Source organism: Xanthomonas sp. LF02-5, assembly GCF_034105325.1.
GTDB classification, from domain to species: Bacteria; Pseudomonadota; Gammaproteobacteria; order Xanthomonadales; family Xanthomonadaceae; genus Xanthomonas_A; species Xanthomonas_A sontii.
Map to the genome: position 1 here is coordinate 644,401 of NZ_JAXGGF010000001.1, position 25,482 is coordinate 669,882.

Annotated in this window: 15 protein-coding genes; 13 read left to right on the forward strand and 2 right to left on the reverse strand. The window is 69.8% G+C overall.

The window, feature by feature from the left end:
- Nucleotides 1-60: 60 nt before the first annotated feature.
- Nucleotides 61-1,302: a citrate synthase family protein gene (locus SLW52_RS02995; RefSeq protein ID WP_267093633.1), complete on the reverse strand. Its 1,242-nt coding sequence runs from the start codon at nt 1,300-1,302 to the stop codon at nt 61-63.
- Nucleotides 1,303-1,421: 119 nt separating this feature from the next.
- On the opposite strand from SLW52_RS02995, the gene prpB reads away from it, so the two are divergent.
- The 6 genes from prpB (at nt 1,422) to prpF (ending at nt 8,848) form a co-directional block, all read left to right on the forward strand.
- A complete protein-coding gene (prpB, locus tag SLW52_RS03000) occupies nt 1,422-2,309 on the forward strand; it encodes a methylisocitrate lyase (RefSeq protein WP_010342451.1) in 888 nt (295 codons plus the stop codon).
- 31 nt (nt 2,310-2,340) lie between these two features.
- Complete coding sequence (locus SLW52_RS03005; RefSeq protein WP_152239387.1) at nt 2,341-2,946, forward strand: DUF1003 domain-containing protein; 606 nt, start codon at nt 2,341-2,343, stop codon at nt 2,944-2,946.
- Between the two features lie 40 nt (nt 2,947-2,986).
- Entirely contained in the window at nt 2,987-4,150 is a 1,164-nt protein-coding gene (prpC, locus tag SLW52_RS03010; RefSeq protein WP_295965236.1) for a 2-methylcitrate synthase, read from the forward strand.
- Nucleotides 4,151-4,465: 315 nt separating this feature from the next.
- Entirely contained in the window at nt 4,466-7,081 is a 2,616-nt protein-coding gene (gene acnD / locus SLW52_RS03015; RefSeq protein ID WP_267084639.1) for a Fe/S-dependent 2-methylisocitrate dehydratase AcnD, read from the forward strand.
- A 30-nt stretch (nt 7,082-7,111) separates the two neighbouring features.
- Nucleotides 7,112-7,615 carry an SRPBCC family protein gene (locus tag SLW52_RS03020; RefSeq protein ID WP_320739462.1) on the forward strand — a complete coding sequence of 168 codons (504 nt, stop codon included), beginning with the start codon at nt 7,112-7,114 and terminating at the stop codon, nt 7,613-7,615.
- A 39-nt stretch (nt 7,616-7,654) separates the two neighbouring features.
- The gene (gene prpF / locus SLW52_RS03025) at nt 7,655-8,848 is read left to right on the forward strand and encodes a 2-methylaconitate cis-trans isomerase PrpF (protein ID WP_320739461.1); all 1,194 of its coding nucleotides are present in this window, start codon (nt 7,655-7,657) and stop codon (nt 8,846-8,848) included.
- Between the two features lie 60 nt (nt 8,849-8,908).
- On the opposite strand, the gene SLW52_RS03030 is transcribed toward prpF, so the two are convergent.
- Nucleotides 8,909-9,439 (reverse strand): hypothetical protein, encoded by a 531-nt coding sequence (locus tag SLW52_RS03030; RefSeq protein WP_295965231.1) that lies wholly within the window; start codon nt 9,437-9,439, stop codon nt 8,909-8,911.
- A gap of 638 nt (nt 9,440-10,077) precedes the next feature.
- Between SLW52_RS03030 and SLW52_RS03035 the strand changes: the two genes are divergently transcribed.
- The 7 genes from SLW52_RS03035 (at nt 10,078) to SLW52_RS03065 (ending at nt 25,466) form a co-directional block, all read left to right on the forward strand.
- On the forward strand, nt 10,078-12,297 hold the full coding sequence (locus SLW52_RS03035; protein ID WP_152181532.1) for a TonB-dependent receptor: 2,220 nt from the start codon (nt 10,078-10,080) through the stop codon (nt 12,295-12,297).
- Nucleotides 12,298-12,373: 76 nt separating this feature from the next.
- Nucleotides 12,374-13,363, forward strand: a complete 990-nt coding sequence (locus SLW52_RS03040; RefSeq protein WP_320739728.1) for a nucleoside hydrolase — start codon at nt 12,374-12,376, stop codon at nt 13,361-13,363.
- A 653-nt stretch (nt 13,364-14,016) separates the two neighbouring features.
- Nucleotides 14,017-18,906: an alpha-2-macroglobulin gene (locus SLW52_RS03045; protein WP_320739727.1), complete on the forward strand. Its 4,890-nt coding sequence runs from the start codon at nt 14,017-14,019 to the stop codon at nt 18,904-18,906.
- 379 nt (nt 18,907-19,285) lie between these two features.
- A complete protein-coding gene (locus SLW52_RS03050) occupies nt 19,286-19,942 on the forward strand; it encodes an HAD family phosphatase (RefSeq protein WP_320739460.1) in 657 nt (218 codons plus the stop codon).
- 474 nt (nt 19,943-20,416) lie between these two features.
- A complete protein-coding gene (locus SLW52_RS03055) occupies nt 20,417-23,107 on the forward strand; it encodes a TonB-dependent receptor (RefSeq protein WP_242004286.1) in 2,691 nt (896 codons plus the stop codon).
- A 19-nt stretch (nt 23,108-23,126) separates the two neighbouring features.
- On the forward strand, nt 23,127-24,068 hold the full coding sequence (locus tag SLW52_RS03060) for a glycerophosphodiester phosphodiesterase family protein (RefSeq protein WP_295908192.1): 942 nt from the start codon (nt 23,127-23,129) through the stop codon (nt 24,066-24,068).
- 147 nt (nt 24,069-24,215) lie between these two features.
- Nucleotides 24,216-25,466: an efflux RND transporter periplasmic adaptor subunit gene (locus SLW52_RS03065; RefSeq protein ID WP_320739459.1), complete on the forward strand. Its 1,251-nt coding sequence runs from the start codon at nt 24,216-24,218 to the stop codon at nt 25,464-25,466.
- Nucleotides 25,467-25,482 lie beyond the last annotated feature (16 nt).

Below are 25,482 nucleotides of genomic sequence, written 5' to 3' on the forward strand. Positions count from 1 at the left end.
CCTTTGGCGGTGCCTTTGGCGAGATGGGGGCGCTGAACGGGTTTGGCGTCTCCCGACGTGTCAGCTACGTCCGGCCGCATCCTCCGGCATCGCCCCGGTGTAGCGCGCCCGTGGTCGGATCAGCTTGCCCAGGGCCTGCTGCTCCAGGGCGTGGGCCAGCCAGCCGGCCTGGCGGGCGGCGGCGAACAGCACCAGGGCGTGCGCGGCGGGCAGGTCGTGGACGAAGCAGAGTGCGGCGAGCAGGCAGTCGATGTTCGGGCGCTGGCCGCTGCAGTCCTGGGCGGCGGCGATCACCGAATCCACGTGCTGCATGCGCGCGCTGCCGGCACAGCGTTCGCGCAGCAGGCGCAGCACTTCGGCCGCGCGCGGGTCGCCGTCGGGGTACAGGGCGTGGTGGAAGCCGGGCAGGTCGTCGCCGCGCTGCCAGCGTTCGGCGATCAGGGCGGCGGCGCTGGGCGCGTCCTGGGCGTCGCGCAGCAGGGCGTGGGCGCGGGCGGTGGCGCCGCCGTGGCGCGGGCCGGACAGCGCGGCCAGGCCGGCGCTGACGGTGGCGTGCAGCGGTGCGCCGGTGGAGGCGACCACGCGGGCGGCGAAGGCGGAGACGTTGAGTTCGTGGTCGGCGCACAGCAGCAGCGCGGCGCGCACCAGTTCGGCGAAGTCGGCGTCGCCGGGACGCCAGTGGTCGGCGATCAGGCGATGCAGCGGGCGCGCGTCCGGCGCGGTGCCGACCAGCAGCGCGGCGTTCTGCCGCAGCAGGGTGGCGGCGATCTCGCGGCGCACGCCGGGGGCGGCGTTGAGCGACTGGCGCAGGTCCAGGGCCAGCAGCGAGATGCAGGCCATGGCGCGTTCCAGCGGCGGCAGCGCGGCATGGCCGGCCAGCGGCGCCACTACCTCCGGCCAGGGCGCGACCGGGGCGCTGGCGAACGGGTCTTCGCCCTCCGGGCAGTCCCACAGCAGCCGCGCGACGTCCTCCAGGCTGGCGCCGGCGCGCACCATGGCCACCGCCGAACGCCCGCGATAGTAGGGGCCGTCGGGGCGGATCAGCGAGATCCGCGTCTCCAGCACCGGCAGGCCGCGGTCCAGGCTCTGCGCGGCACCGCGCGCGGCGCCGCGGCCGGCGCGCTTGCGCTGCGCCAGCCGCTCCACTTCGGCGCGCAGGTAGGCGCGGCTGCGGTGGTCGGGACCAGCGCGCGAGCTGAGCAGGCCGCGGCTGACGTAGGCGTACAGGGTGGCGCTGCTGATGCCGAGCAGGGCGCAGGCCTGCGCGGCGGAGATCAGGTTGCGGTCGGGGCTGTCGGACATGAAGGGACGATAGGTTGATTCATTGAATCAAGATTGATCCATGCCGGCGAGAGTGCCAGATTGGCGCCCATCGCGGAACGCCCGGCGGGGCGCCACCGCCTCTTCGTCAGGAGCCGTCCATGTCCCTCGTTTCCCCCGGCGCCGGTTTCCGCGCCGCCCTGGCCGCCGAAGCGCCGCTGCAGGTGATCGGCGCGATCAACGCCAATCATGCGCTGCTGGCGCAGCGCGCCGGCTACAAGGCCATCTACCTGTCCGGCGGCGGTGTTGCCGCCGGCTCGCTGGGCCTGCCGGACCTGGGCATCAACACACTTGAAGACGTGCTGATCGACGTGCGTCGCATCACCGACGTGTGCCCGCTGCCGCTGCTGGTGGACATCGACACCGGCTTCGGGCCGAGCGCGTTCAACATCGAGCGCACCATCAAGGCGTTGATCAAGGCCGGCGCGGCGGCCTGCCACATCGAGGACCAGGTCGGCGCCAAGCGCTGCGGCCACCGTCCCGGCAAGGAGATCGTCAGCCAGGGCGAGATGGTGGACCGGGTCAAGGCCGCGGCCGATGCCAAGACCGATCCGGACTTCTTCCTGATCGCGCGCACCGACGCGATCCAGACCGAGGGCGTGGACGCGGCGATCGAACGCGCCATCGCCTGCGTGGAGGCCGGCGCCGACGGCATCTTCGCCGAGGCCGCGTACGACCTGGACACCTACCGCCGTTTCGTCGACGCGGTGAAGGTGCCGGTGCTGGCCAACATCACCGAGTTCGGCAAGACCCCGCTGTTCACCCGCGACGAACTGGCGTCGGCCGGCGTGGCGATCCAGTTGTTCCCGCTGTCGGCGTTCCGCGCCGCCAACAAGGCCGCCGAGGACGTGTACACCGCGATCCGCCGCGACGGCCATCAGCAGGGAGTGCTGGAGCGCATGCAGACCCGCGAGGAGCTGTACGAGCGCATCGGCTACCACGCCTTCGAGCAGCGCCTGGATGCGCTGTTCGCCGGCAAGGGCGCATGATCGGCGGCGATTTTCCTGCCCGGGCCTGCCCATGAATACCCACGCCAGCGCTGCCTCGTTCCTGCGCAGCCGCATCGACCGCCGCCAGACCGCGCGGCAGCTGCTGCAGACCGAACTGGACAAGCTGTCCGAGGCCGAGCGCGAGGTGGTGGAGCGCTTCATCGCCAAGCGCCACGTGGCCCGCGACATCGTCACGCAGGCCGACCGCGACCGCTCGCTGGGCGAGCGCGTCGCCGACCGCGTCGCCGCGATCGGCGGCAGCTGGACGTTCATCATCGGCTTCTGCGTGGTGCTGCTGGGCTGGATCGTGCTCAACAGCCTGGTGCTGGCGCACGCCTTCGATCCGTATCCCTACATCCTGCTCAACCTGTGCCTGTCGTGCCTGGCCGCGATCCAGGCGCCGGTGATCATGATGAGCCAGAACCGCCAGGCGGCGGTGGACCGCCTGCATGCGCAGAACGACTACGAAGTGAACATCAAGGCCGAGCTGGAGATCCTGCAGGTGCACGAGAAGCTCAACCAGCTGCGCGAGCAGGACTGGGCGACGCTGGTGGATCAGCAGAACCGCCAGATCGCCATGCTGCAGCAACTGCTCGAGCGCGCCGGGGCCTGGCCACCGGCGCCGCACGCCCCCTGATCCACTGCGTCCATCCGACCGCAACACCGGGAGATTCGCCATGAACGACACCGCTCCGCAGACCGCCCCTACCTTCAAGCCGAAGAAATCGGTGGCCCTGTCCGGCACCGCCGCCGGCAACACCGCGCTGTGCACGGTGGGCCGCAGCGGCAACGACCTGCACTACCGCGGCTACGACATCCTGGACCTGGCGCGCACCAGCCAGTTCGAGGAGATCGCCTACCTGCTGGTGCACGGCAAGCTGCCCAGCAACAGCGAGCTGCGCGGCTACAAGGCCAAGCTGCGCTCGCTGCGCGGCATCCCGGCCGCGGTCAAGGCCGCGCTGGAGCAGTTGCCGCCGTCGGCGCATCCGATGGACGTGATGCGCACCGGCGTGTCGGTGCTGGGCTGCGTGCAGCCGGAGAAGGACGACCACAACCATCCCGGCGCGCGCGACATCGCCGACAAGCTGATGGCCAGCCTCGGCTCGATGCTGCTGTACTGGTACCACTACAGCCACAACGGCCGGCGCATCGAGGTGGAGACCGACGACGATTCGATCGGCGGGCATTTCCTGCGCCTGCTGCACGGCTTCAAGCCACACGAGGAATGGGTGCAGGCGATGCACACCAGCCTGATCCTGTACGCCGAACACGAGTTCAACGCGTCCACCTTCGCCTGCCGGGTCATCGCCGGCACCGGCAGCGACATGTACAGCGCCATCGCCGGCGGCATCGGCGCGCTGCGCGGGCCCAAGCACGGCGGCGCCAACGAGGTCGCCTTCGAGGTGCAGAAGCGCTACGACACGCCGGACGAGGCCGAGGCCGACATCCGCGCGCGGGTCGAGCGCAAGGAAGTCATCATCGGCTTCGGCCACCCGGTGTACACGGTGTCCGATCCGCGCAACCAGGTCATCAAGGACGTGGCGCGCGAACTGTCCGAGGCGCAGGGCAGCCGCAAGATGTACGACATCGCCGAGCGCCTGGAGACGGTGATGTGGGACATCAAGAAGATGTTCCCCAACCTGGACTGGTTCAGCGCGGTCAGCTACCACATGATGGGCGTGCCGACGGCGATGTTCACCCCGCTGTTCGTGATCGCCCGCACCGCCGGCTGGAGCGCGCACATCATCGAGCAGCGCGTCGACGGCAAGATCATCCGTCCCAGCGCGCACTACGTGGGGCCGGAGGATCAGGCGTTCGTACCGATCGATCAGCGCAAGTGATGCGCCTGTACGCCTCGACCCCGAATGACACTCCCCTCTCCCACCGGGAGAGGGGTCGGGGGTGAGGGTACGGGCGCAGCCTCGTGGTGTTGGGTTGCACAGGGCTTCGCCCGTGCCCTCATCCGCCCTCATGAGGAGACTGAGTGCACTAGGCTTCGCCCGTACCCTCATCCGCCCCTCATGAGGAATCGGATTGCACCAGGCTTCGCCCCGTACCCTCATCCGCCCCTTCGGGGCACCTTCCCCCAAGAAGGGGGCCAAGGTCCCGAAGGGAGAAGGGGTCCTGTCTTCGCTTTTTTTCTACTGTAGCCAGCCATGAACAGCCACTACCGTAAATCCCTTCCCGGCACCGCGCTGGACTACTTCGACGCGCAGGCCGCAGTCGATGCGATCAGCCCGGGCGCCTATGCCGGCCTGCCCTACGTGTCGCGCGTGTTCGCCGAGAACCTGGTGCGCCGCTGCGATCCGGACCTGCTGCACGACGCCTTGCTGCAGTTGATCGAGCGCCGCCGCGACCTGGATTTCCCGTGGTTTCCGGCGCGGGTGGTGTGCCACGACATCCTCGGCCAGACCGCGCTGGTCGACCTGGCCGGGCTGCGCGATGCCATCGCCGAGCAGGGCGGCGATCCGGCCAAGGTCAATCCGGTGGTGCCGGTGCAGTTGATCGTCGATCACTCGCTGGCGGTGGAGTGCGGCGGCGACGATCCGCAGGCCTTCGCCAAGAACCGCGCGATCGAGGATCGCCGCAACGAGGACCGCTTCCACTTCATCGACTGGAGCAAGCGCGCGTTCCGCAACGTGGACGTGATTCCGCCAGGCAACGGCATCATGCACCAGATCAACCTGGAGAAGATGTCGCCGGTGATCTACGTGCACGACGGCGTCGCCTTCCCCGATACCTGCGTGGGCACCGACAGCCACACCCCGCACGTGGACGCGCTGGGCGTGATCGCGATCGGCGTCGGCGGGCTGGAAGCGGAGAGCGTGATGCTAGGCCGCGCCTCGTGGATGCGCCTGCCGGACATCGTCGGCGTGGAGCTGAGCGGCCGGCCGCAGCCCGGCATCACCGCCACCGACGTGGTGCTGGCGTTGACCGAGTTCCTGCGCCAGGAGCGTGTGGTTGGCGCCTATCTGGAATTCTTCGGCGAAGGCGCCGCCGCGCTGACCATCGGCGACCGCGCCACCATCTCCAACATGTGCCCGGAATACGGTGCCACCGCGGCGATGTTCTACATCGACCAGCAGACGCTCGACTACCTGCGCCTGACCGGGCGCGAGGAAGCGCAGGTGGCGCTGGTGGAGCAGTACGCACGTACCACCGGGCTGTGGGCCGATGCGCTGGCCACCGCGCAGTACGAGCGCGTGCTGCGCTTCGACCTGTCGCAGGTCGTGCGCAACATGGCCGGCCCCAGCAACCCGCACAAGCGCGTGGCGACCACCGAACTGGCCGCGCGCGGCATCGCCGACGCCACAAAGCTGGCCGCCGGCCAGGCCGAGCAGGCGCAGGGCCGCATGCCCGACGGCGCGGTGATCATCGCCGCCATCACCAGTTGCACCAACACCTCCAACCCGCGCAACGTCATCGCCGCCGGCCTGCTGGCGCGCAATGCGCGCGCGCGCGGCCTGGCCCGCAAGCCATGGGTGAAGACCTCGCTGGCGCCCGGTTCCAAGGCGGTGCAGCTGTACCTGGAAGAGGCCGGCCTGCTGCCGGACCTGGAGGCGCTGGGCTTCGGTATCGTCGCCTTCGCCTGCACCACCTGCAACGGCATGAGCGGCGCGCTGGATCCGCGCATCCAGCAGGAGATCGTGGAGCGCGACCTGTACGCCACCGCGGTGCTGTCGGGCAACCGCAACTTCGACGGGCGCATCCATCCCTACGCCAAGCAGGCGTTCCTGGCATCGCCACCGCTGGTGATCGCCTACGCCATCGCCGGCACGGTGCGCTTCGACATCGAGAAGGACGTGCTGGGCACCGACGCCGACGGCCGCGCGGTGCGGCTGAAGGACATCTGGCCCAGCGACGCCGAGATCGATGCGGCGGTGCGCGCCGCGGTGAAGCCGGAGCAGTTCCGCCGCGTCTATGCGCCGATGTTCAACGTGCGCGTGGAGCAGGGCGCGCCGGTGGCGCCGCTGTACGCCTGGCGCCCGCGCAGCACCTACATCCGCCGCCCGCCGTACTGGGAAGGCGCGCTGGCCGGCGAGCGCACGCTGCGCGGCATGCGCGCGCTGGCGGTACTCGGCGACAACATCACCACCGACCACCTGTCGCCGTCCAACGCGATCCTGGCCGACAGCGCCGCCGGCGAATACCTGGCGCACATGGGCGTGCCGGAGGAGGACTTCAATTCCTACGCCACCCATCGCGGCGACCACCTCACCGCGCAGCGCGCCACCTTCGCCAACCCGAAGCTGATCAACGAGATGGCGGTAGTAGATGGCAAGGTGCAGCAGGGCTCGCTGACCCGGCTGGAGCCGGACGGGCAGGTGCTGCGCATGTGGGAGGCGATCGAGACCTACATGGCGCGCAAGCAGCCGCTGATCGTGATCGCCGGCGCCGACTACGGCCAGGGTTCCTCGCGCGACTGGGCGGCCAAGGGCGTGCGCCTGGCCGGGGTCGAGGCGATCGTGGCCGAGGGCTTCGAGCGCATCCACCGCACCAACCTGATCGGCATGGGCGTGCTGCCGCTGCAGTTCCTGCCGGGCACCACGCGCACGACCCTGGGCATCGACGGCAGCGAGACCTTCGACGTGGTCGGCGCGCGCACCCCGGGCGCCACGCTGACCCTGCGCATCGTGCGCAAGGACGGCGGCGTGGTGGAGGTGCCGGTGCTGTGCCGCCTGGACAGCAACGAGGAAGTGTCCATCTACGAGGCCGGCGGCGTGCTGCAGCGCTTCGCCCAGGATTTCCTCGAGGACGCCCGCAGCGCCTGAGCCGGCTGCCGCTGTCATCGGGCGCGTGCCATGCTGGCCGCGCCCGCCACCGCCGAGGAGACCGCCATGACCACGTCAGCCGCCACCACCGGAACCGTCCACCTGCATCGCGTGCTGCGCGCGCCGACCGAACGCGTCTACCGCGCCTTCCTGGAGCCGGCGGCGCTGGTCAAATGGCTGCCGCCGCATGGCTTCGTCGCCACCGTGCATGCGCTGGACGCGCGGGTGGGCGGCAGCTTCCGGATGAGCTTCACCAACCTCGGCACCGGCACCAGCAGTGCCTTCGGCGGCACCTATCTGGAACTGGTGCCCGGCCAGCTGATCCGTCACACCGACCGCTTCGACAACCCGGACCTGCCCGGCGAGATGATCGTGACCGTGCGGCTGCGGCCGGTGGCCTGCGGCACCGCGCTGGAGATCGTGCAGGAGGGCATCCCGCCGCAGATCCCGGTGGAGTTCTGCCATCTCGGCTGGCAGGAGTCGCTGACCCTGCTGACGCAACTGGTCGAACCCGAAATTCCCGATTCGCCCTGATCCGCCGTCTCTTCTTTTCGTACGCACCCCGGAACCGCCATGGCCCACGCTCCGCAACTCCGCATCCCCGCCACCTACATGCGCGGCGGCACCTCCAAGGGCGTGTTCTTCCGCCTGCAGGACCTGCCCGCGGCGGCGCAGACGCCGGGCCCGGCGCGCGATGCGCTGCTGCAGCGGGTGATCGGCAGCCCCGATCCCTATGCCAAGCAGATCGACGGCATGGGCGGGGCGACTTCCAGCACCAGCAAGACCGTGATCGTGGCGCCGAGCACGCGCCCGGACCACGACGTCGACTATCTGTTCGGCCAGGTGGCGATCGAGCGCGCCTTCGTGGACTGGAGCGGCAACTGCGGCAATCTGTCCGCCGCGGTGGGGCCGTTCGCGATCGCCGCCGGGCTGGTGGATCCGGCGCGGATTCCGCGCGATGGCGTGGCCACGGTGCGGATCTGGCAGGCCAACATCGGCAAGACCATCGTCGCGCAGGTGCCGATGACCGACGGCGCGGTGCAGGAGACCGGCGATTTCGAGCTGGACGGGGTGACCTTCCCGGCGGCGGAGATCGCGCTGGAATTCCTCGACCCGGCCGCCGACGAGGACGGCGCCGGCGGCGCCATGTTCCCCACCGGCAACCTGGTCGACACGCTGGAGGTGCCCGGCGTCGGCAGCTTCCAGGCGACCTTGATCAACGCCGGCATTCCCACGATCTTCCTCGAGGCGCAGGCGCTGGGTTACCTGGGCACCGAACTGCAGGACGCGATCAACGGCGATGCGCAGGCGCTGCAGCGCTTCGAGACCATCCGCGCGTACGGCGCGATGCGCATGGGCCTGATCGCCACCCTGGGCGATGCGGCGACCCGCCAGCACACGCCCAAGGTCGCCTTCGTCGCGCCGCCGGCCGACTACACCGCCTCCAGCGGCAAGCCGGTGGCGGCTGCCGACATCGACCTGCTGGTGCGGGCGATGTCGATGGGCAAGCTGCACCACGCGATGATGGGCACCGCGGCGGTGGCGATCGGCACCGCCGCGGCGATCCCCGGCACCCTGGTCAACCGCGCCGCCGGCGGCGGCGAACGCACCGCGGTGCGCTTCGGCCACCCTTCGGGCACCTTGCGGGTCGGCGCCGAGGCGCGCCAGGTGGACGGCCAGTGGACCGTCACCAAGGCCTTGATGAGCCGCAGCGCGCGCGTGCTGATGGAAGGCTGGGTGCGGGTGCCGGAGACGCCGGCCGGTTGAGCCGGCAGGCCGTGCGCAGGCACCAGCGCCGCACGGCGCAGTCAACGGTGGCGGGACCGCTCAACTGCAGTCCGCGTTGAGCGACGGGTAGGCCGTATTGAGCAGCCATTTGCCAGCCGTGCCTTTCGCGCCCGGAGAGTTGGCGTACCAGAAGCAGACCTTGACCGGGGTGAACTCGGTCCACTCGGTGCAGATGTTGTTCTTGCCGACTGCGGTGCAGGTCCAGCCCGACGTGACGCCGACGGTGGCCGCATCGGCGATGTCCCTTTTGCCGCCGCTGGTGCCGCATTCGGCATGTGTGCCGGCTGCGCCACGCCAGGTGTCGAACGCGCCCTTGAAGGTCGCCCAGTTGGCGAAGGCCGATTTCCCAAGCTGGCTCTGGTCGCCGCTTTTCGGAAGCGGGCTCTGTGCATCGCGCATGTGCAGGCCGACATGGCCGCCCTGGCCGCCGGCAGCGCGGTTGGCGGTATCGGACGCGGCGCTGGCAATGATGTTGTCCTTGTCGGCGCAGGGGGTGAGGGCTTGGGCGGAGCAGGCGACCAGCGTCGCGCAGAACGCGGCGACGAGGGACAGGGATCGGGGTGTGAACATCGGGGTCTCTCCAGGGCAGCGCGGATGCGCGCTCTTCAGACGTCAGTAGCGGTCGCTGTGTGAAGCGGCGCGCGGTATGCGATGCGATTTCGTGCGGCCCGGGTGGACTTGCGGCAGCGTGATGGCCTTTTGCCGCTGGCCTTTCGGTCGCGGGCGCAGGACATGCGGTTTGGTGTGGGCGTTTGGAAGAGCGGCGTGGCATGGATGGAGCATCGTCGCGGCGGGTTGGTGCCACCCGTGCGCCAAAGCGGTCTGGAGCCTGAGGACTTCGCGCGTCGGGACTGAAGTCCCCCCCACAAGGCATCTCGCGGTTCCATGCTCCGCCGCCGCCGCCGCCGCCGCCGCCGTCGTCACCGGCGACTGCGACTGCGCGCTGTGCATGCCCTTGTGGGAGGGACTTCAGTCCCGACGCGACCAAAAGCGGCTGCGGCCATCCGAGAAGGGAAGCCGGCCCGGGCCGGCAGGCGAGCAGCCCCCGCAACGGCCCCGCTTTTGCCAATCCCGACTCCCCAATCCCAAATCCCCGCCTCACCCAGGTGACGCCGGCCGCCGCAGGTTGTATATTTTGTGTTAATTATGCTGCGGCGCGGCAAGGACTCGGCGCGCTCCCGATTACGCCCACCCATCCCGGAGTTCCCATGTCTGCCAGTTGGTCGCTGCGCGCCAGTGCGCTTGCCGTTGCCGTCGTTTCCGCGCTTTCGTTCCCCGCCGCCGCCCAGCAGGCGGACAGCACCGACGGGGTCGCCCGTCTGGACACGATCAAGGTCACCGCCGAGCGCCGCGCCGAGGACTCCAAGGACGTGCCGGTGTCGGCCAGCGTGCTGCGCCCGGAATACCTGGACGCCATCGCCACCAGCGGCTCGGACGTGCGCGTGCTGGCCGGCAAGGCGCCCAGCCTCAACGTCGAGTCGTCCAACGGCCGCGTGTTCCCGCGTTTCTACATCCGCGGCTACGGCAACACCGACTTCAACACCTACGCCTCACAGCCGGTGTCGCTGATCTATGACGACGTGGTCGCCGAGAACGCGTTCCTGAAGGGCTTCCCGATCTTCGACCTGCAGAGCCTGGAAGTGCTGCGCGGTCCGCAGGGCACGCTGTTCGGCCGCAACACCCCCGCCGGCGTGGTCAAGTTCAACTCGGTCAAGCCGACCATCGGCGCCAACGACGGCTACGCCAGCCTGTCCTACGGCACCTACGGCACCATGACCATGGAAACCGGCCTGAGCGTGGCGATGGGTGACAAGTGGGCCGCGCGCCTGTCGGCGCTGGGCCAGCGCCGCGGCGACTGGGTCGACAACACCATCGACAATCGCTCCTTCGAAGGCTACATGGACTCGGCGGTGCGCCTGCAGGTGCTGTTCCAGCCGGGCGAGGACTTCAGCGCGCTGTTCAACGCGCATGCGCGCCACCTCGACGGCACCGCGCGGCTGTTCCGCGCCAACATCTTCCAGCCGGGCACCAACCAGCTGGTCGCCGGCTTCGACCCGGACAAGGTGTCCATCGACGGCAAGAACACCCAGGAACTGCAGACCTACGGCGGCAGCGCCAACCTGACTTGGGACCTGGGCGACATCGTGCTGCACTCGATCACCGGCTACGAGGGCATCGGCAAGTACTACAGCCGCGGCGACATCGACGGCGGCTACGGCGCGGTGTTCGCGCCGCCGTCCGGCCCCGGGGTGATCGCGTTCCCGGTGGAGACCGCCGGCGGCATCAAGAACCTGGACCAGTATTCGCAGGAGCTGCGCGCCGAGTCGCAGTACGCCGGGCCGCTGAACTGGCAGGCCGGCCTGTACTACTTCAACGATTCGGTGGAAGGCGAGAACTACACCTACAACACCCTGGCCGGCGGCACCCTGTCCAGCTACCAGTTGACCCGCCAGCGCAACACCTCGTGGGCGGCGTTCGGCTCGCTGAACTACGCGGCCACCGAGCGCCTGAACCTGCGCGCCGGCATCCGCTACACCTACGACAAGAAGACCTTCGACGTGCTCGCGCTGGACCGCGTGACCCTGCAGCAGCCCTCCAGCGGCAGCACCGACAATTCCAAGGTCACCGGCGACCTCAGCGCCACTTACACCATCAACGACAACGTCAACGTCTACGGGCGCGCCGCCCGCGGTTTCCGCGGCGCCAGCTTCGGCGTGCCGTCGGCCACCGCGCCGCTGACCGTGGCCGCGCCGGAGACCGTGGACTCCTACGAGATCGGCATCAAGTCCGACCTGTTCGACAAGCGTGCGCGCCTGAGCTTCGACGTCTACGACTTCAAGGTGAAGAACCAGCAGCTGACCGCGGTCGGCGGCGCCTCCAACGACGTGCGCCTGCTCAACGCCAAGGCCTCCAAGGCGCGCGGCGCCGAGTTCGACTTCGAAGCGCTGCTGACCCAGAACCTGCGCATGACCCTGGGCGGCGCCTACAACTGGACCCGCATCGAGGACCCGACTCTGTCGGTGGGCGTGTGCCGCACCTGCACCGTGACCGATCCGATCAATGCCTCCGGCCGCGCGCTGATCGACGGCAACGTGCTGCCGCAGGCGGCCAAGTGGATGGGCAACGCGACCCTGCGCTACGGCATCCCGGTCGGCGACGACGCCGAGTTCTTCTTCTTCACCGATTGGTCCTACCGCAGCGAGATCAACTTCTTCCTGTACGACTCGCGCGAGTTCGTCGGCCAGCCGCTGCTCGAGGGCGGTGCCAAGATCGGCTACAACTGGGGCGCCGGCGCGTACGAAGTCTCGGTGTTCTGCCGCAACTGCACCAACCAGATCCGCGCCACCGGTGCGATCGACTTCAACAACCTCACCGGCTTCATCAACGATCCGCGCATCGTCGGCGCACAGTTCCGCGCCAACTTCTGATTCGCGGCCTCGCCGTCGCAACACCGACCGCCGGCTATCATGCCGGCGGTTCTTTTTTTGGGAGACGCGCATGCGCGTGCTGAAGCAATGGGCGGCGTCGGCGCTGCTGATCGCGGCCACCTGGGCGGCCGATGCGGTGGCGGCGCCAGCGCCAACGACGAGCGCACCGGTGCAGAAGGTGGTGGTGTCCACCGACGTCGGCGACGACATCGACGATGCATTCGCGCTGGCACTACTGTTGCGCAGCCCGGAGCTGCAGGTGCTGGGCATCGCTTCGGCCTGGGGCGACACCTGCCTGCGCGCACAACTGCTGCAGCGGCTGCTGCAGCAGGCCGGCCGCAGCGAGATTCCACTGGCGATCGGCCAGCGCACCGACAGCACGATTCCCTTCAGCCAAGCGCGCTGGGCAGCCAAGGGTACGCTGCCGCGCAAGGCGCCGGATGCGGCGCAGTTCATCCTGGACCAGGCGCGGCGGCATCCCGGCGAGGTCACTCTGCTGGTGCTCGGCCCGCTGACCGACGCGGCGCGCGCGCAGCAGCGCGACCCGGCCGGTTTCGCGCAACTCAAGCAGGTGGTGTTGATGGGCGGCTCGGTGCGCGCGGGCTACGGCAAGTCGCGCTACCGTCCGTCGAATCCGCCGGCGGCCGAGTACAACATTGCCGCCGACATCCCCGCTGCGCAACGCGTGTTCGGCGCCGGCGTGCCGATCGTGATGCTGCCGCTGGACGCCACCCAGGTGACCCTGGAGGAGCCGGAGCGGGTGGCGCTGTTCGCCCATGGCGAGCCGCTGACCGATGCGCTGGCGCAGCTCTACTACCAGTGGCGCGACACCGACCAGCCCTGGGCCAGCGCCACCCCGACCCTGTTCGACGTGGTGCCGGTGGCGCAGTTGCTGGATCCCGGCCTGTGCCCAACCGTGCCGCTGCGCATCGTGGTCGACGACAAGGGCTACACCCGCGAGACGACGACCGCGGACGCGCCGGGCGCCGCGGCCAACGCGCAGGTCTGCCTGGCGCTGGACCGGCCGCGGCTGATCGCGCTGTACATGCAGCGGCTGCTGCGCTGACGTGTGGTCGCGACAAGCGGGGCAGTGGGCTGATCCGTTGCACTGCAGTCGGGACTGAAGTCCATCCCACAAGAGGCTCGCGCCGCCGGTGCTGTGGATGTCGGCATGGCGCATGGGATTGCCCGCTGTGGAAGCAGCTTCATCGCGACAAGCGCAGCCACTGGCCGATCCGTTGCGCTGCAGTCGGGACTGAAGTCCCTCCCACAAGAGGCTCGCGCCGTGGGTGCTGTCGGCATGGGCGATCGGATTGGCTCCCCTGTGGGAGGGACTTCAGTCCCGACGAGTGGAGCCATCGGCGCATTCACTGCCGCCGCGCCGGGACCGACGTCCCTCCCACATGACCTCGAGCGAAGGTGCGCGGGTACTCAGGGTAAGAGCGGCTTCGGCCGCGACGGGTGTTCCCGGGGCTACCTGTCGCGGCCGATGGCCCGAAGCCATGTAGAGCTGGGGGGGGGGGGGCTCCACGGCGGCCGGTGGCGCGGTTGCGGGACGTGCTTCCGCGCCGACGGCAGCCTGCCGCGCACACGCCGACAGATGGCGCACCTTCGCCTCTCCAGCCGTCGCGCCGGCGCTTTATACTCGCGCCACATTCACGGAGCGAACGCATGCACACGGATTCGAAGCGGCGCTGGGCGGGCCTGCGCGCAGGGTTGATGGGAACGTTCTTGCTGCTGGGCCTGGCGTTGGCGCTGGGCGGCTGCAAGCGCAACGAATCCGGGCAGCTGCCCGAGGCCAGCGGCGAGCCGGTGAAGGGGCAGAAGGAAGCGATGAAGGGCTTCGGCCTGGTCCGCGCCTATCCCGACCAGAAGAGCGACGGGCTGTCGCTGGCGCTGGAGTTCTCGCGGCCGCTGGTCGGCACCCAGGATTTCGACAAGCTGCTGCGCTTCGAGGAGAAGGTCGGCACCGACGAGAGCGCCTGGTCGCTGTCCGACGACGGCAAGACCCTGCGCTATCCCTACGTGGAGGCGGCCAAGGACTACACCGTGGTGATCTCGGCCGACCTGCTGGCCGCCGACGGCAGCCGCCTGGGCAAGCCGCTCAAGCAGAAGGTCTACACCGGCGAACTGACCCCGGCGGTCGGCTTCGCCTCGCAGGGCAGCGTGCTGCCGGCGCGCGAGAGCCGCGGCCTGCCCGTGGTCTCGCTCAACGTGCCGGAAGTGGACGTGGAGTTCATGCGGGTCAAGGAGGGCGCGCTGCCGACGTTCTTCGCCCAGTACCAGCGCGGCGGCCGCCGCGGCACCTGGGAGCTGGACAGCGACTACGGCGAGCACACCCCGATCTCGCAGATGGCCGACTCGGTCTACGTCAACCGCTTCGTGCTCGGTGGCGACAAGAACGAGCGCGCGCTGACCTACCTGCCGATCCAGGAGATCAAGGAACTGCAGGCGCCGGGCCTGTACTTCGCGGTGCTGCGCCGCCCCGGCAAGTTCGACAACGAATACGACACCGCCTTCTTCACCGTCAGCGACATCGGCCTGCACGCGCGCGCCTACAAGGACAAGCTGTTCGTGCACACCGCCTCGCTGCAGAGCGGCGAGCCGCTGAAGAAGGTGGAGCTGCGCGTGCTCGGCGCCGACGGCGAGCTGTTCCTCAAGGGACAGACCGACGACAACGGCAACGCGCTGCTGAACTACACGCTCGACGCCGGCCAGGTGCTGGTGGCGCGCAGCGGCACCGACCTGTCGATGCTGCCGTTCAACCAGCCGGCGCTGGACCTGAGCGAGTTCGCCGTGGCCGGGCGCGAAAACGCCTGGTTCGACGTGTTCGCCTGGTCCGGCCGCGACCTGTACCGCCCCGGCGAGACGGTGCGGGTATCGGCGCTGCTGCGCGACAACGACGGCAAGCCGGTGCCGACCACCGGCAAGGGCGCGCAGCCGGTGTTCCTGCGGCTCAAGCAGCCCGACGGCAAGATCTTCCGCGAGACCCGGCTGCAGCCGGGCGAGCAGGGCTATTTCAGCTTCGAGCAGTTGATCCCCGCCGATGCGCCGACCGGGCGCTGGCAGGTGGAGTTCCGCACCGACCCGACCAGCAAGGAAGCGGTGCAGGGCATGACCCTGCGCATCGAGGAGTTCCTGCCCGAGCGCATGAAGCTGGACCTGGACAGCGCGCAGAAGACGCTCAAGCCGGGCGAGCCGTTCAAGCTGCAGGCCACCGCTGCCTACCTGTACGGCGCGCCGGCGGCGGGCAACCGCTTTACCGCCAAGCTGGCGGTGGCGGTCGAGCAGCATCCGGTGGAGGCGCTGCCGGGCTACTTCTTCGGCGACCCGACCCTGCAGTTGCCGCGCGAGGCCAAGGACGTGGTCGATACCGAGTTCGGCGCCGACGGCAAGCTCAGCGAGGACCTGGCGCTGCCCGACGAGGCCAAGCCGACCAGCACCATCGCCGCGCTGGTCTCGGCCAGCGTGTACGAGACCGGCGGCCGCACCGTCACCCGCACGCTCAAGCGCGTGCTGTGGCCGGCGCCGGCGCTGGTCGGCGTGCGCCCGCTGTTCGACGACAAGGACGGTGCCGACGCCAACGCTAACGCGCGCTTCGAACTGATGCGGGTGGATGCGCAGGGCAAGCCGCAGCCGGCCAAGGGCCTGAAGGTGACCCTGGTGCGCGAGCTGCGCGACTACCACTGGGCGTTCGCCGACAACCGCTGGGACTACGACTTCACCCGTCGCTTCGAGAACAAGCAGACGCTCACCGTCGATGCCGGCGCCAGCGCCGCCAAGTTCGACTTCCCGGTGGAGTGGGGCGAGTACCGGGTGGACGTGTTCGACCCGGCCACCGGCCTGACCACGCGCTATCCGTTCCATGCGGGCTGGAGCTGGAACGACGAGAACCGCGGCCTCGATGCGCGTCCGGACAAGGTCAAGCTGGCGCTGGACAAGACCGGCTACAAGGCCGGCGACACGCTCAAGGTCACCCTGACCCCGCCGCACGCCGGCCCCGGCCTGCTGATTGTCGAGAGCGACCGCATGCTGTACGTGCAGGACATCGACGTGAAGCCGGGCAGCACGTTTGAGATCCCGGTGACCAAGGACTGGGAGCGCCACGACGTCTACGTCACCGCGCTGGTGTTCCGCGGCGGCTCGGCACCGAGCAAGATCACCCCGGCGCGCGCGGTCGGCGTGGCCTACGTGCCGATGGACCGCAAGGCACTGCGCGTGGCGGTGGGCCTGGTTGCGCCCAAGCAGATGCGTCCGGAGCAGCCGCTGCCGGTGACGGTGAGCGTGCCGGAACTGGCCGGCAAGCAGGCGCACGTGACCATCTCCGCGGTGGACGTGGGCATCCTCAACATCACCCGCTTCCCGGTGCCCGACGCCAATGCGCAGTTCTTCGCGCAGCGGCGCCTGGGCGTGGATGCGTACGACATCTACGGCCGGGTCATCGAGAGCTTCGAGGGCGGCACCGGCAAGCTGCGCTTCGGCGGCGACATGGCGCTGGCGGCGTTGCCGCAGGCCAAGCGGCCGACCGCGCGGGTGCAGACCGTGGACCTGTTCTCCGGCCCGGTGCAACTGGATGCCAAGGGCAACGCCCGCGTGCAACTGCCGGTGCCGGACTTCAACGGCACCCTGCGCGTGTCGGCGCTGGTCTATTCGGACGAGCGCTACGGCAACCGCGACGTGGAGACCCTGGTGCGCGCGCCGATCGTGGCCGAGGCCAGCATGCCGCGGGTGATGGCGCCGGGCGACCGCAGCACGGTGACCCTGGACGTGCAGAACTTCACCGGCCAGCCGGGCGAGTTCAAGGTGCGGGTGGACGGCGAAGGCCCGCTGGCGATCGCCGACAACGCGCGCAGCGCCAAGCTGGGCAAGGACGGCAAGGCCACCCTGAGCTTCCCGCTGGTGGCGCAGGAAGGCTACACCGTGGCCAAGGTGCGGGTGCGGGTGGAAGGCAATGGCTATGCCGCCGACCGCCGCTACGACCTGCCGGTGCGCGCGGCGTGGCCGTCGGTGCTGCGCACGCAGACCCGCGTGCTGGACACGCTGGCGCCGGTGACCCTGGGCGCCAGCGATGCCGAAGGCCTGATGGCCGGCTCGGTCAACGCACGCATGCTGGTCAGCGCCTTGCCGCCGATTCCGTTCGCCAGCGCCCTGCAGGGCGCGCTGGAATATCCCTACGGCTGCGCCGAGCAGACCACCAGCAAGGGCTACGCCGCACTGCTGCTCGACGACGCCACCGCGCGCCTGCTCGGGGTCAAGGGCCTGGATGCGGCCACGCGCCGCGCGCGCATGGAAGGCGCGTTCGGACGGCTGGCCTCGATGCAGGTGTCCAGCGGTCACTTCTCGATGTGGGGCGACGACGGCTACGTCAATCCGGGGCTGACCCCGTACATCGCCGAGTTCCTGCTCGACGCCAAGGACGCCGGCTTCGCGGTGCCCGACAACGTGCTGCAGAAGGCGTTGAACCGGCTCAGCGAGGACCTGCTGTCCGGCGGCAACAACTTCTACGGCCAGGACCGCCGCGAGAACCTGAAGTTCGCCAATCAGGCCTGGTCCGGCTACGTGCTGGCGCGGGTCAACCGCGCGCCGCTGGGCACGCTGCGCGCGCTGTACGACAACGACCGCGGCAAGGCGCTGACCGGCCTGTCGCTGGTGCACCTGGGCGTGGCGCTGTCGCTGCAGGGCGACAAGAAGCGCGGCGAGGCGGCGATCGCCGCCGGTTTCGCCAAGGACAGCGCCGACCGGCCGCGCTACTTCGGCGACTACGGCAGCGTGGTCCGCGACGATGCGCTGATGATCGCGCTGCTGCACGAGCGCGGCCTGGCCAAGCCCGAGTACGACGCGCGGGTGATGGCGCTGGGTCGCGAGCTGGACGCGCGCCGCCGCGGTGGCTGGCTGTGGCTGAGCACGCAGGAGCAGGTGGCGCTGGCGCGCATGGGCAAGGCCTTGCTCAACAGCCAGACTGCGCAGGTGTCCGGGCAGTTGAGCATCGGCGACAGCAGCGAGGCGATCGCCCCGGCCAAGGCCTTCGGCCGCCAGTTCGGCGAGGCCGAGTTGGCGCGCGGCGTGCACTTCGTGCCGCAGGGCCAGCCGCCGCTGTACGCCAGCCTGGAAATCGCCGGCGTGCCGCGCACCCCGCCGGCGGCCGACGCCAGCACGCTGAAGGTGGAGCGCAGCTTCTACGGCACCGACGGCAAGCCGTGGACGCCGCAGCCGCTGAAGGAGGGCGAGGCGCTGATCGTGCGCGTCACCATCACCTCCGACACCAGCATGCCCGACGCGCTGCTGACCGACCTGCTGCCGGCCGGCCTGGAGATCGAGAACTTCAACCTGGGCGACGCCAAGCAGTGGGCCGACGTGGTGGTGGACGGCATCGAGATCAGCGACCGCTCCAACGCCGCCGACGTCAAGCACGAGGAGTTCCGCGACGACCGCTACGTGGCCGCGCTGAGCCTGTCGGCGGGCAGCAAGGCGCAGGTGTTCTACCTGGTGCGCGCGGTGACCCCGGGCACCTACACGGTGCCGCCGTCGCTGGTCGAGGACATGTACCGCCCCGACCTGCGCGGGGTGGGGCGCAGCAACCCCGGCACGATCAACGTCGTGCAGCCCTGATGAAAGCCCCCCTCTCCCCCCGGGAGAGGGGCTGGGGGTGAGGGTCCGACCGCCAGGGCCGCCCAACAGCGACGTCGCACCAACTCCCCTCTCCCCCGGGAGAGGGGCCGGGGGTGAGGGTCCGACCGCCAGAGAACCCCACCAGCAACGCCGCACCAAACTCCCCTCTCCCTCCGGGAGAGGGGCCGGGGGTGAGGGTCCGACCGCCAGAGAACCCCACCAGCAACCCCGCACCAGCCCCCAGGGGCCGGGGATGAAGGGACGCCGGCCAGCACTGTCAGCCCGAAGGGACGGCTACCATGACCGCCGCACCCAGCGCGCCGCCGCCGGCGCACGCCTGGTCCGCCGCTGCGTCCCCCTCTTGTTCCTGGAGCCTGTCATGCCCCCCGCATCCTCCCCGCCTGCCGCACCCCATCTGGACACCGTGGTGTTCGATCTCGGCGGTGTCCTGATCGACTGGAACCCGCGCCATCTGTACCGCCGACTGTTCGACGACGAGGCAGCGATGGAAGCCTTCCTGCGCGAGGTGTGCAGCCCGCAGTGGAACGAGCGCCAGGATGCCGGACGTCCATGGCAGGAGGCGGTGGCCGAACTGAGCGCGCTGCATCCGACGCACGCGCCGATGATCGCCGCCTACCACGCGCGTTGGCCGGAGATGCTCGGCGGGTCGCTGGACGCCACGGTGGCAGTGCTGGACGAACTGCGCGGGCAGGGCGTGCGGCTGTACGCGTTGACCAACTGGTCGCACGAGACCTTCCCGATCGCACGCGAGCGCTATCCGTTCCTGCAGTGGTTCGAAGGCGTGCTGGTGTCGGGCGAGGAGCGCCTGGTCAAACCGGACCCGGCGATCTTCGCGCTGCTGTGCGAACGCTATGCGATCGACCCGGCGCGGGCGGTGTTCATCGACGACGCGCCGCGCAACGTGCACGCCGCTGCGGCCACCGGCATGCACGCGCTGCAGTTCCGCGACGCCGTCACCTTGCGTGAGGACCTGGTCGCGCTGGGCCTGCTGCCGCCGCGCGCGCCAGCGCCCTGATCCGCGCCGCGCCGTCGCCGCGCCCTGGCGATCACGGTGCCGGCGCCGTTGCGCCGGCAGCGATGCCATTGGCCGCTCCAATCCAAGCCCTGCGAGCGGCCGGCCGTTGGCCGATGCCGTACAGAACGCCGTTGCCATCGCCGTGCGTGCGCTGTCGCCAGGCTTTCCGCTAGCCGCCATCGCAGCGTCATATCCCTGGGATTAAATAACGAACTTTAAGTTACTTAATTCGGTCAACCAGGGGACATCGCCATGCAACCACTCACCCATCGGCGCCGCGCGCTGATCGTCTGCGCGCTCGCCGCCAGCTGCCAGGCCGCGCTCGCACAGGACGCCGCATCCACCACGGCGACGCTCGCTGCCGACGCCAGTGCCGTCGCGGCCGCCACCGCACCGGCCGTCGGCGACGCCACGCCCGACACCACGCCCAACGCCGCCGCCAGCGCCGACGGCACCACCACGCTGTCCAGCGTGATGGTCACCGGCGTGCGCAAGGCCAATGCCGCCGCGATCGAGAGCAAGCGCGCGGCCACCAACATCACCGACGTGGTCAGCTCCACCGACGTGCGTGCGCTGCCGGACACCACCATCGTCGAGGCGCTGCGCCGCATCCCCGGCCTGTCGGTGCTGCCGGCCACCGACAACGAGCATCCGCGCGACGAAGCCGCCACCCCGGTGCTGCGCGGCCTCGGCCCGTCCTACAACAACGTCACCATCGACGGCCTGACCGTGGCCTCGCCGGGCACGCCCAACGGCACGCTGGGCTCGATCACCCGCGGCGTGCGCCTGGACATCCTGCCGGCCTCGATGGTCAGCGAACTGCAGGTCATCAAAACCTTCACCCCGGACCTGGACCCGAACGCCACCGGCGGCGCGATCAACCTCAAGACCCGCAGCGCGTTCGAGAACGGCGGCAAGCCGTTCTTCACCGCCGAGGCCTCGCTGGGCCATGCCAACGACGTCGGCAAGCCGCGCGACCAGGACGACCCGGGCTATCGCCTGCTCGCCACCGGCAGCCGCACCTTCGGCAGCGAAGGGCAGTACGGCCTGACCCTGTCCGGCAACTACCAGACGCTGAGCAGCTATACCGAAACCCACATGACCACCGACACGGTGCACTACGGGTTCTACGACAACAGCGGCGTACTGCAGAGCGGCACCAACCTGGGCAACGGCTGGGCCGTGCCGCAGCAGGACAAGTACTGGTACGTGATGGACAAGCGCGACCGCTACGGCCTCACCGGCAAGTTCGAGGCGCGGTTGAGCGAATCCCTCCAGGCCTACGCCATGGCCGGCTACTACTATTTCCGCGACAACATGGAGCGCAACGAGGTCATCCTCGATCCGCGCAACCGCAACCGCGTCTACAACCAGACCGCCACCAGCGGCACCTACCCCGTCGGCGACGTGGAAGTGGGCTACTCCAACCAGATCACCACCACCCGCACCAAGCTCGGCCAGACCGGCTTCGAATGGCGTCCGGACGACCGTCAGGTGCTGTCGGCGCGCGCGTCCTGGTCCGATGCCACCTATGCCGAACCGATCAAGATGATCAAGTACGTCACCGGCGCGCAGCGCCCGGCGGCGGTGCCGACCGGGCAGACCGGCCCCGGCGTCACCGTGGTGCCGACGGCGGCCTATGGCTTCAACTACGACACCTCCGCGCTCAACCAGCGTTTCCCGATGGCGGCGCAGGCGTACTACAACTACGACAACTACAGCCTGCTGTACTGGCGTCCGGACTACCAGCGCAATGCGCGCGACAAGGTGCTCACCGGGCGCCTGGACTACGCCTTCAACCGTGGCGAGATGGACCGCGGCTTCGGCTTCGGCAGCGGCCTGAGCTACACCCGCGACGAACCCGGCTTCGACATCTACCGCGTGGAATACCAGCCCAACCGCAGCGCGCCGCCGCTGAAGATCGCCGACGTGCTGGCGCCGTCCAATGCGCCGATGCGCTACCTGGGCCTGAACCTGATCGCGATCGATCCGGACAAGGCCAACCAGGTGCTGAGCGCCACGCCGCTGAGCGCGTTCAACCGCACCGACCAGAGCGCCTTCAGCAACCAGGACAACTTCAGCCATCGCGAGGAGATCTTCGGTGCCTACGGCCTGGTCGGCTATCGCGCCGACGATTTCGATGTGGAGGCCGGCCTGCACTACGACCATACCGACCAGTCCACCGTCGGCCGCCAGCGGCAACTGGACGCGGCCACCGGCAGCTACGTCTACGTCGATGCGCCCACCGAGTCGCGCTACGCCAAGGTGCTGCCGTCGGCGGTGATGACCTACCACGTCAACGACCGCCTCGACCTGCGCGCCGGCGCCAGCCGCACGCTCGGCCGTCCGCCCTACGACGCCTACGCCGCGCGCACTTCGATCGGCTTCGTCAACAGCAGCGACATGGGCAATCCCAACGCCCAGGGCGTGACCGTCACCATCGGCAATCCCGACATCAAGCCGCGCGTGTCCACCAATCTGGACCTGTCGCTGGAATGGCGCCTGCCCGACGACTTCGACGGCATGCTCGCCGCGGCGCTGTTCGACAAGCGCATCCAGGACGAGATCTTCACCCTCTCGCGCACCGACCAGTTCAGCTTCAACGGCACCACCTATTCCAACGTGCTGATCAGCACCCCGGCCAACGCCGCCAAGGCGCACGTGCGCGGCCTGGAACTGAGCGCAGTGTTCAACACCCTGTTCCCGGGCGTGCCGGCGCTGTCCGGCCTGGGCGCCAGCGCCAACCTGGCCCTGCTCGATGGCGGCATGGACGTGCCGTTCACCAGCGGCAGCGCGCCCAACCTGGTGCAGAGCCAGCGCACCGTCGATCGCCTGGTCGGGCAGCCGGACTACACCGCCAACGCCTCGCTGTTCTACACCGTCGGCGGCGTCGAACTGCGTGCGGCCTACAACCGCCAGGGCAAGGCGCTGCGCGCCATCGTCAGCAACATCGCCTGGCAGGATCTGTACTGGGCGCCGCGTTCGCAGCTGGACCTGTCGGCGACCTGGGCGGTGAGCAAGCAGCTCAGCGTGGTCGGCCAGATCAGCAATGTCACCCACAGCCGCCTCACCAGCTTCACCGGCCCCGGCGAGAACCTGCTGAAGGACAGTTATTCGATGCCGACCACCTACTGGCTCGGCCTGCGCTTCACCCCGTCGCTGTGACCGTTGCCGGAGACCTTCCATGAACCTGCTTTTCTCGCGCGGCGCGATCATTGCCGCACTGCTGACCGCGACGGCCCCGGCCATCGCCGCCATCGCCCCGATCCAGGCGCGCCTGGCCGCACCCGACGGCGGCATCTTCGTCGTCGCCCACCGCGGCTGCCACAATCCCGCGCCGGCGCATGGCTTCGCCGGGCATGCGCCGGAGAATTCGCTGCTGGGCCTGGAGCGCTGCGTGACGCTGGGCGTGGACATGCTCGAAACCGACATCCGCCGCGCCGGCGACGGCACCCTGGTGATGTTCCATGACGCCACCGTCGACCGCACCACCGACGGCACCGGCAAGGTCGCCGAACTGACCTGGCCGCAACTGTCGCGGTTGCGCCTGCGCGACGACGAGGGCGGCGCCGACGCGCCGCTCACCGACCAGCATCCGCTGACCCTGCAGCAGATGCTGGCCGCGGCCAAGGGCCGGATCATGCTCAACCTCGACGTCAAGGCGCCGATCTACGCCGAGGTGGTCGACGCGGTGCGCCGCGCCGGCATGGAGCGGCAGGTGGTGGTGAAGACCGAAGTCGGCGTCGCCAGCCAGGACCTGGCGTCGATGCCGCCGTTCGACCGGATCAACTTCACCCCGGTGCTGCTCAACCCGCCGGGCACCGACGACCTGGTGCAGACCGTGCGCACCCAGACCGACGGCAAGGTGCGGCCGGTGGCGATCGAGCTGCCGCGGATGCGCCTGGCCCAGTTGCCGGCGGTGGCGGCGTTGGCCAAGCAGCGGCACGTGCGGCTACTGGTCAATACGCTGTGGGAAGGCTTCGTCGCCGATGTCGGCGGCGATGCCGATGCGGTGCGCGATCCGGAGGCGGTGTGGGGGCGGCTGTACCGCGCCGGCATCGGCGCCTTCCAGACCGACGAACCCGAAGCGCTGCTGCGCTATCGCGCGTCGCTGGAAAAGCCCTGACCGGCGCATGGCCGTTCAACTGTCCGTAATCGGTCGCTGCGCGACCGCTTGCGGACGCCGCGACCGCGCGCGCAGCGGTCGCGGCGCAACGGATTCAATGGGTTAGCGCGGTTCGCCGATTGGCATGCAGCCTGCTGTACAGCAGGCATGGATATCGCGAAATCCCCGAACCGTTCGTTCTGGCGCCACCGCCGCCGCTGGCTGGTGGCAGCCGCTGCCGTGGCGATCGTGCTGGGCGTGGCGCTGCTCGGCAGCGGCCGCGCCGCACCAAGGGTGGCGCGCAGCGAAGTGTGGATCGATGCGGCCACGCGCGGCGAGATGCGTCGCGAGGTCCGCGCCAACGGCGTGCTGGTGCCGCGGCAGATCCGCTGGATCACCGCCGGGGCCCCGGCCACCGTGCAACAGCAACGGGTCGAGGCCGGCGCGCGCGTGCTGGCCGATACGCCGATCCTGCAACTGGTCAATCCGGAACTGGAGGCCGGCCTGGATCGCGCACGCGCCGCGCTGGCCGGCGCCGATGCCGACCTGGCCGCACTGCACGCCGCGTTGGCCTCGCAACTGCTCGACCAGCAGGCGCTGCAGGCGCAGGCCGAGTCCGAGTTGCAGATCGCGCAGATCAAGGCCAAGGCCTACCGGCGCGGCCACGACGGCGGCGCGATCTCGGCGATCGATCTCACCCAGAGCCAGATCGTCGAGGCGCAGCAACGCGGCCGTGCCGATATCGAACGCAAGCGCGTCGCCGCGTTCCGGCAGAACATGGCCGCGCAACTGCGTGCGGCACAGGCACGGCGCGAGCAGGCCGCCAGTGCGCTGGCCATCGCCACGCAACAGGCCGACTCGCTGCAGGTGCGTGCCGGCAGCGACGGCATCCTGCAACAAGTGGACGTGGAGCCCGGCCAACGCGTCGAGGCCGGCGCCAAGCTGGCGCGGGTGGCGCGCCCGGACGATCTGCTGGCGCGTCTGCAGGTGCCCGAAATCCTGGCCAAGGACGTGATCGAAGGCCAGCCGGTGGCGGTGGACACGCACAACGGCGTGGTCGGCGGGCAGGTGGCACGGATCGATCCGGCGGTGCGCAGCGGCAGTGTGGCGGTCGACGTGCGGCTGACGCCGCCGTTGCCGCCCGGCGTGCGCCCGGACCTGTCGGTGGACGGCCGCATCGTGCTCGGCACGCTGCGCGACGTGGTCAGCATCCCGCGCCCGGCGCTGGCCGTGCCCAACGCCGCCGGCAGCCTGTTCGTGCTGCGCGACGGCGGCGACACCGCGCAGCGCATCCGCGTGCGCTTCGGCGCCGCCTCCAGCGACCGTATCGAAGTCCGCGCCGGCCTGCGCGCCGGCGACCGCGTCGTGCTGTCCGACACCAGCCAGTGGAATGCCGACGCCACCTTGCGCTTACGCTAGCCTCACCAGGAGAGAT

Coding starts and splice junctions, on each gene's coding strand:
- SLW52_RS03030 (WP_295965231.1), bottom strand. CDS start 9,439: ATGTTCACACCCCGATCCCTGTCCCTCGTCGCCGCGTTCTGCGCGACG.
- SLW52_RS03035 (WP_152181532.1), top strand. CDS start 10,078: ATGTCTGCCAGTTGGTCGCTGCGCGCCAGTGCGCTTGCCGTTGCCGTC.
- SLW52_RS02995 (WP_267093633.1), bottom strand. CDS start 1,302: ATGTCCGACAGCCCCGACCGCAACCTGATCTCCGCCGCGCAGGCCTGC.
- SLW52_RS03055 (WP_242004286.1), top strand. CDS start 20,417: ATGGTCACCGGCGTGCGCAAGGCCAATGCCGCCGCGATCGAGAGCAAG.
- SLW52_RS03045 (WP_320739727.1), top strand. CDS start 14,017: ATGGGAACGTTCTTGCTGCTGGGCCTGGCGTTGGCGCTGGGCGGCTGC.
- prpF (WP_320739461.1), top strand. CDS start 7,655: ATGGCCCACGCTCCGCAACTCCGCATCCCCGCCACCTACATGCGCGGC.
- acnD (WP_267084639.1), top strand. CDS start 4,466: ATGAACAGCCACTACCGTAAATCCCTTCCCGGCACCGCGCTGGACTAC.
- SLW52_RS03060 (WP_295908192.1), top strand. CDS start 23,127: ATGAACCTGCTTTTCTCGCGCGGCGCGATCATTGCCGCACTGCTGACC.
- SLW52_RS03065 (WP_320739459.1), top strand. CDS start 24,216: ATGGATATCGCGAAATCCCCGAACCGTTCGTTCTGGCGCCACCGCCGC.
- SLW52_RS03020 (WP_320739462.1), top strand. CDS start 7,112: ATGCTGGCCGCGCCCGCCACCGCCGAGGAGACCGCCATGACCACGTCA.
- SLW52_RS03005 (WP_152239387.1), top strand. CDS start 2,341: ATGAATACCCACGCCAGCGCTGCCTCGTTCCTGCGCAGCCGCATCGAC.
- SLW52_RS03050 (WP_320739460.1), top strand. CDS start 19,286: ATGCCCCCCGCATCCTCCCCGCCTGCCGCACCCCATCTGGACACCGTG.
- prpB (WP_010342451.1), top strand. CDS start 1,422: ATGTCCCTCGTTTCCCCCGGCGCCGGTTTCCGCGCCGCCCTGGCCGCC.
- prpC (WP_295965236.1), top strand. CDS start 2,987: ATGAACGACACCGCTCCGCAGACCGCCCCTACCTTCAAGCCGAAGAAA.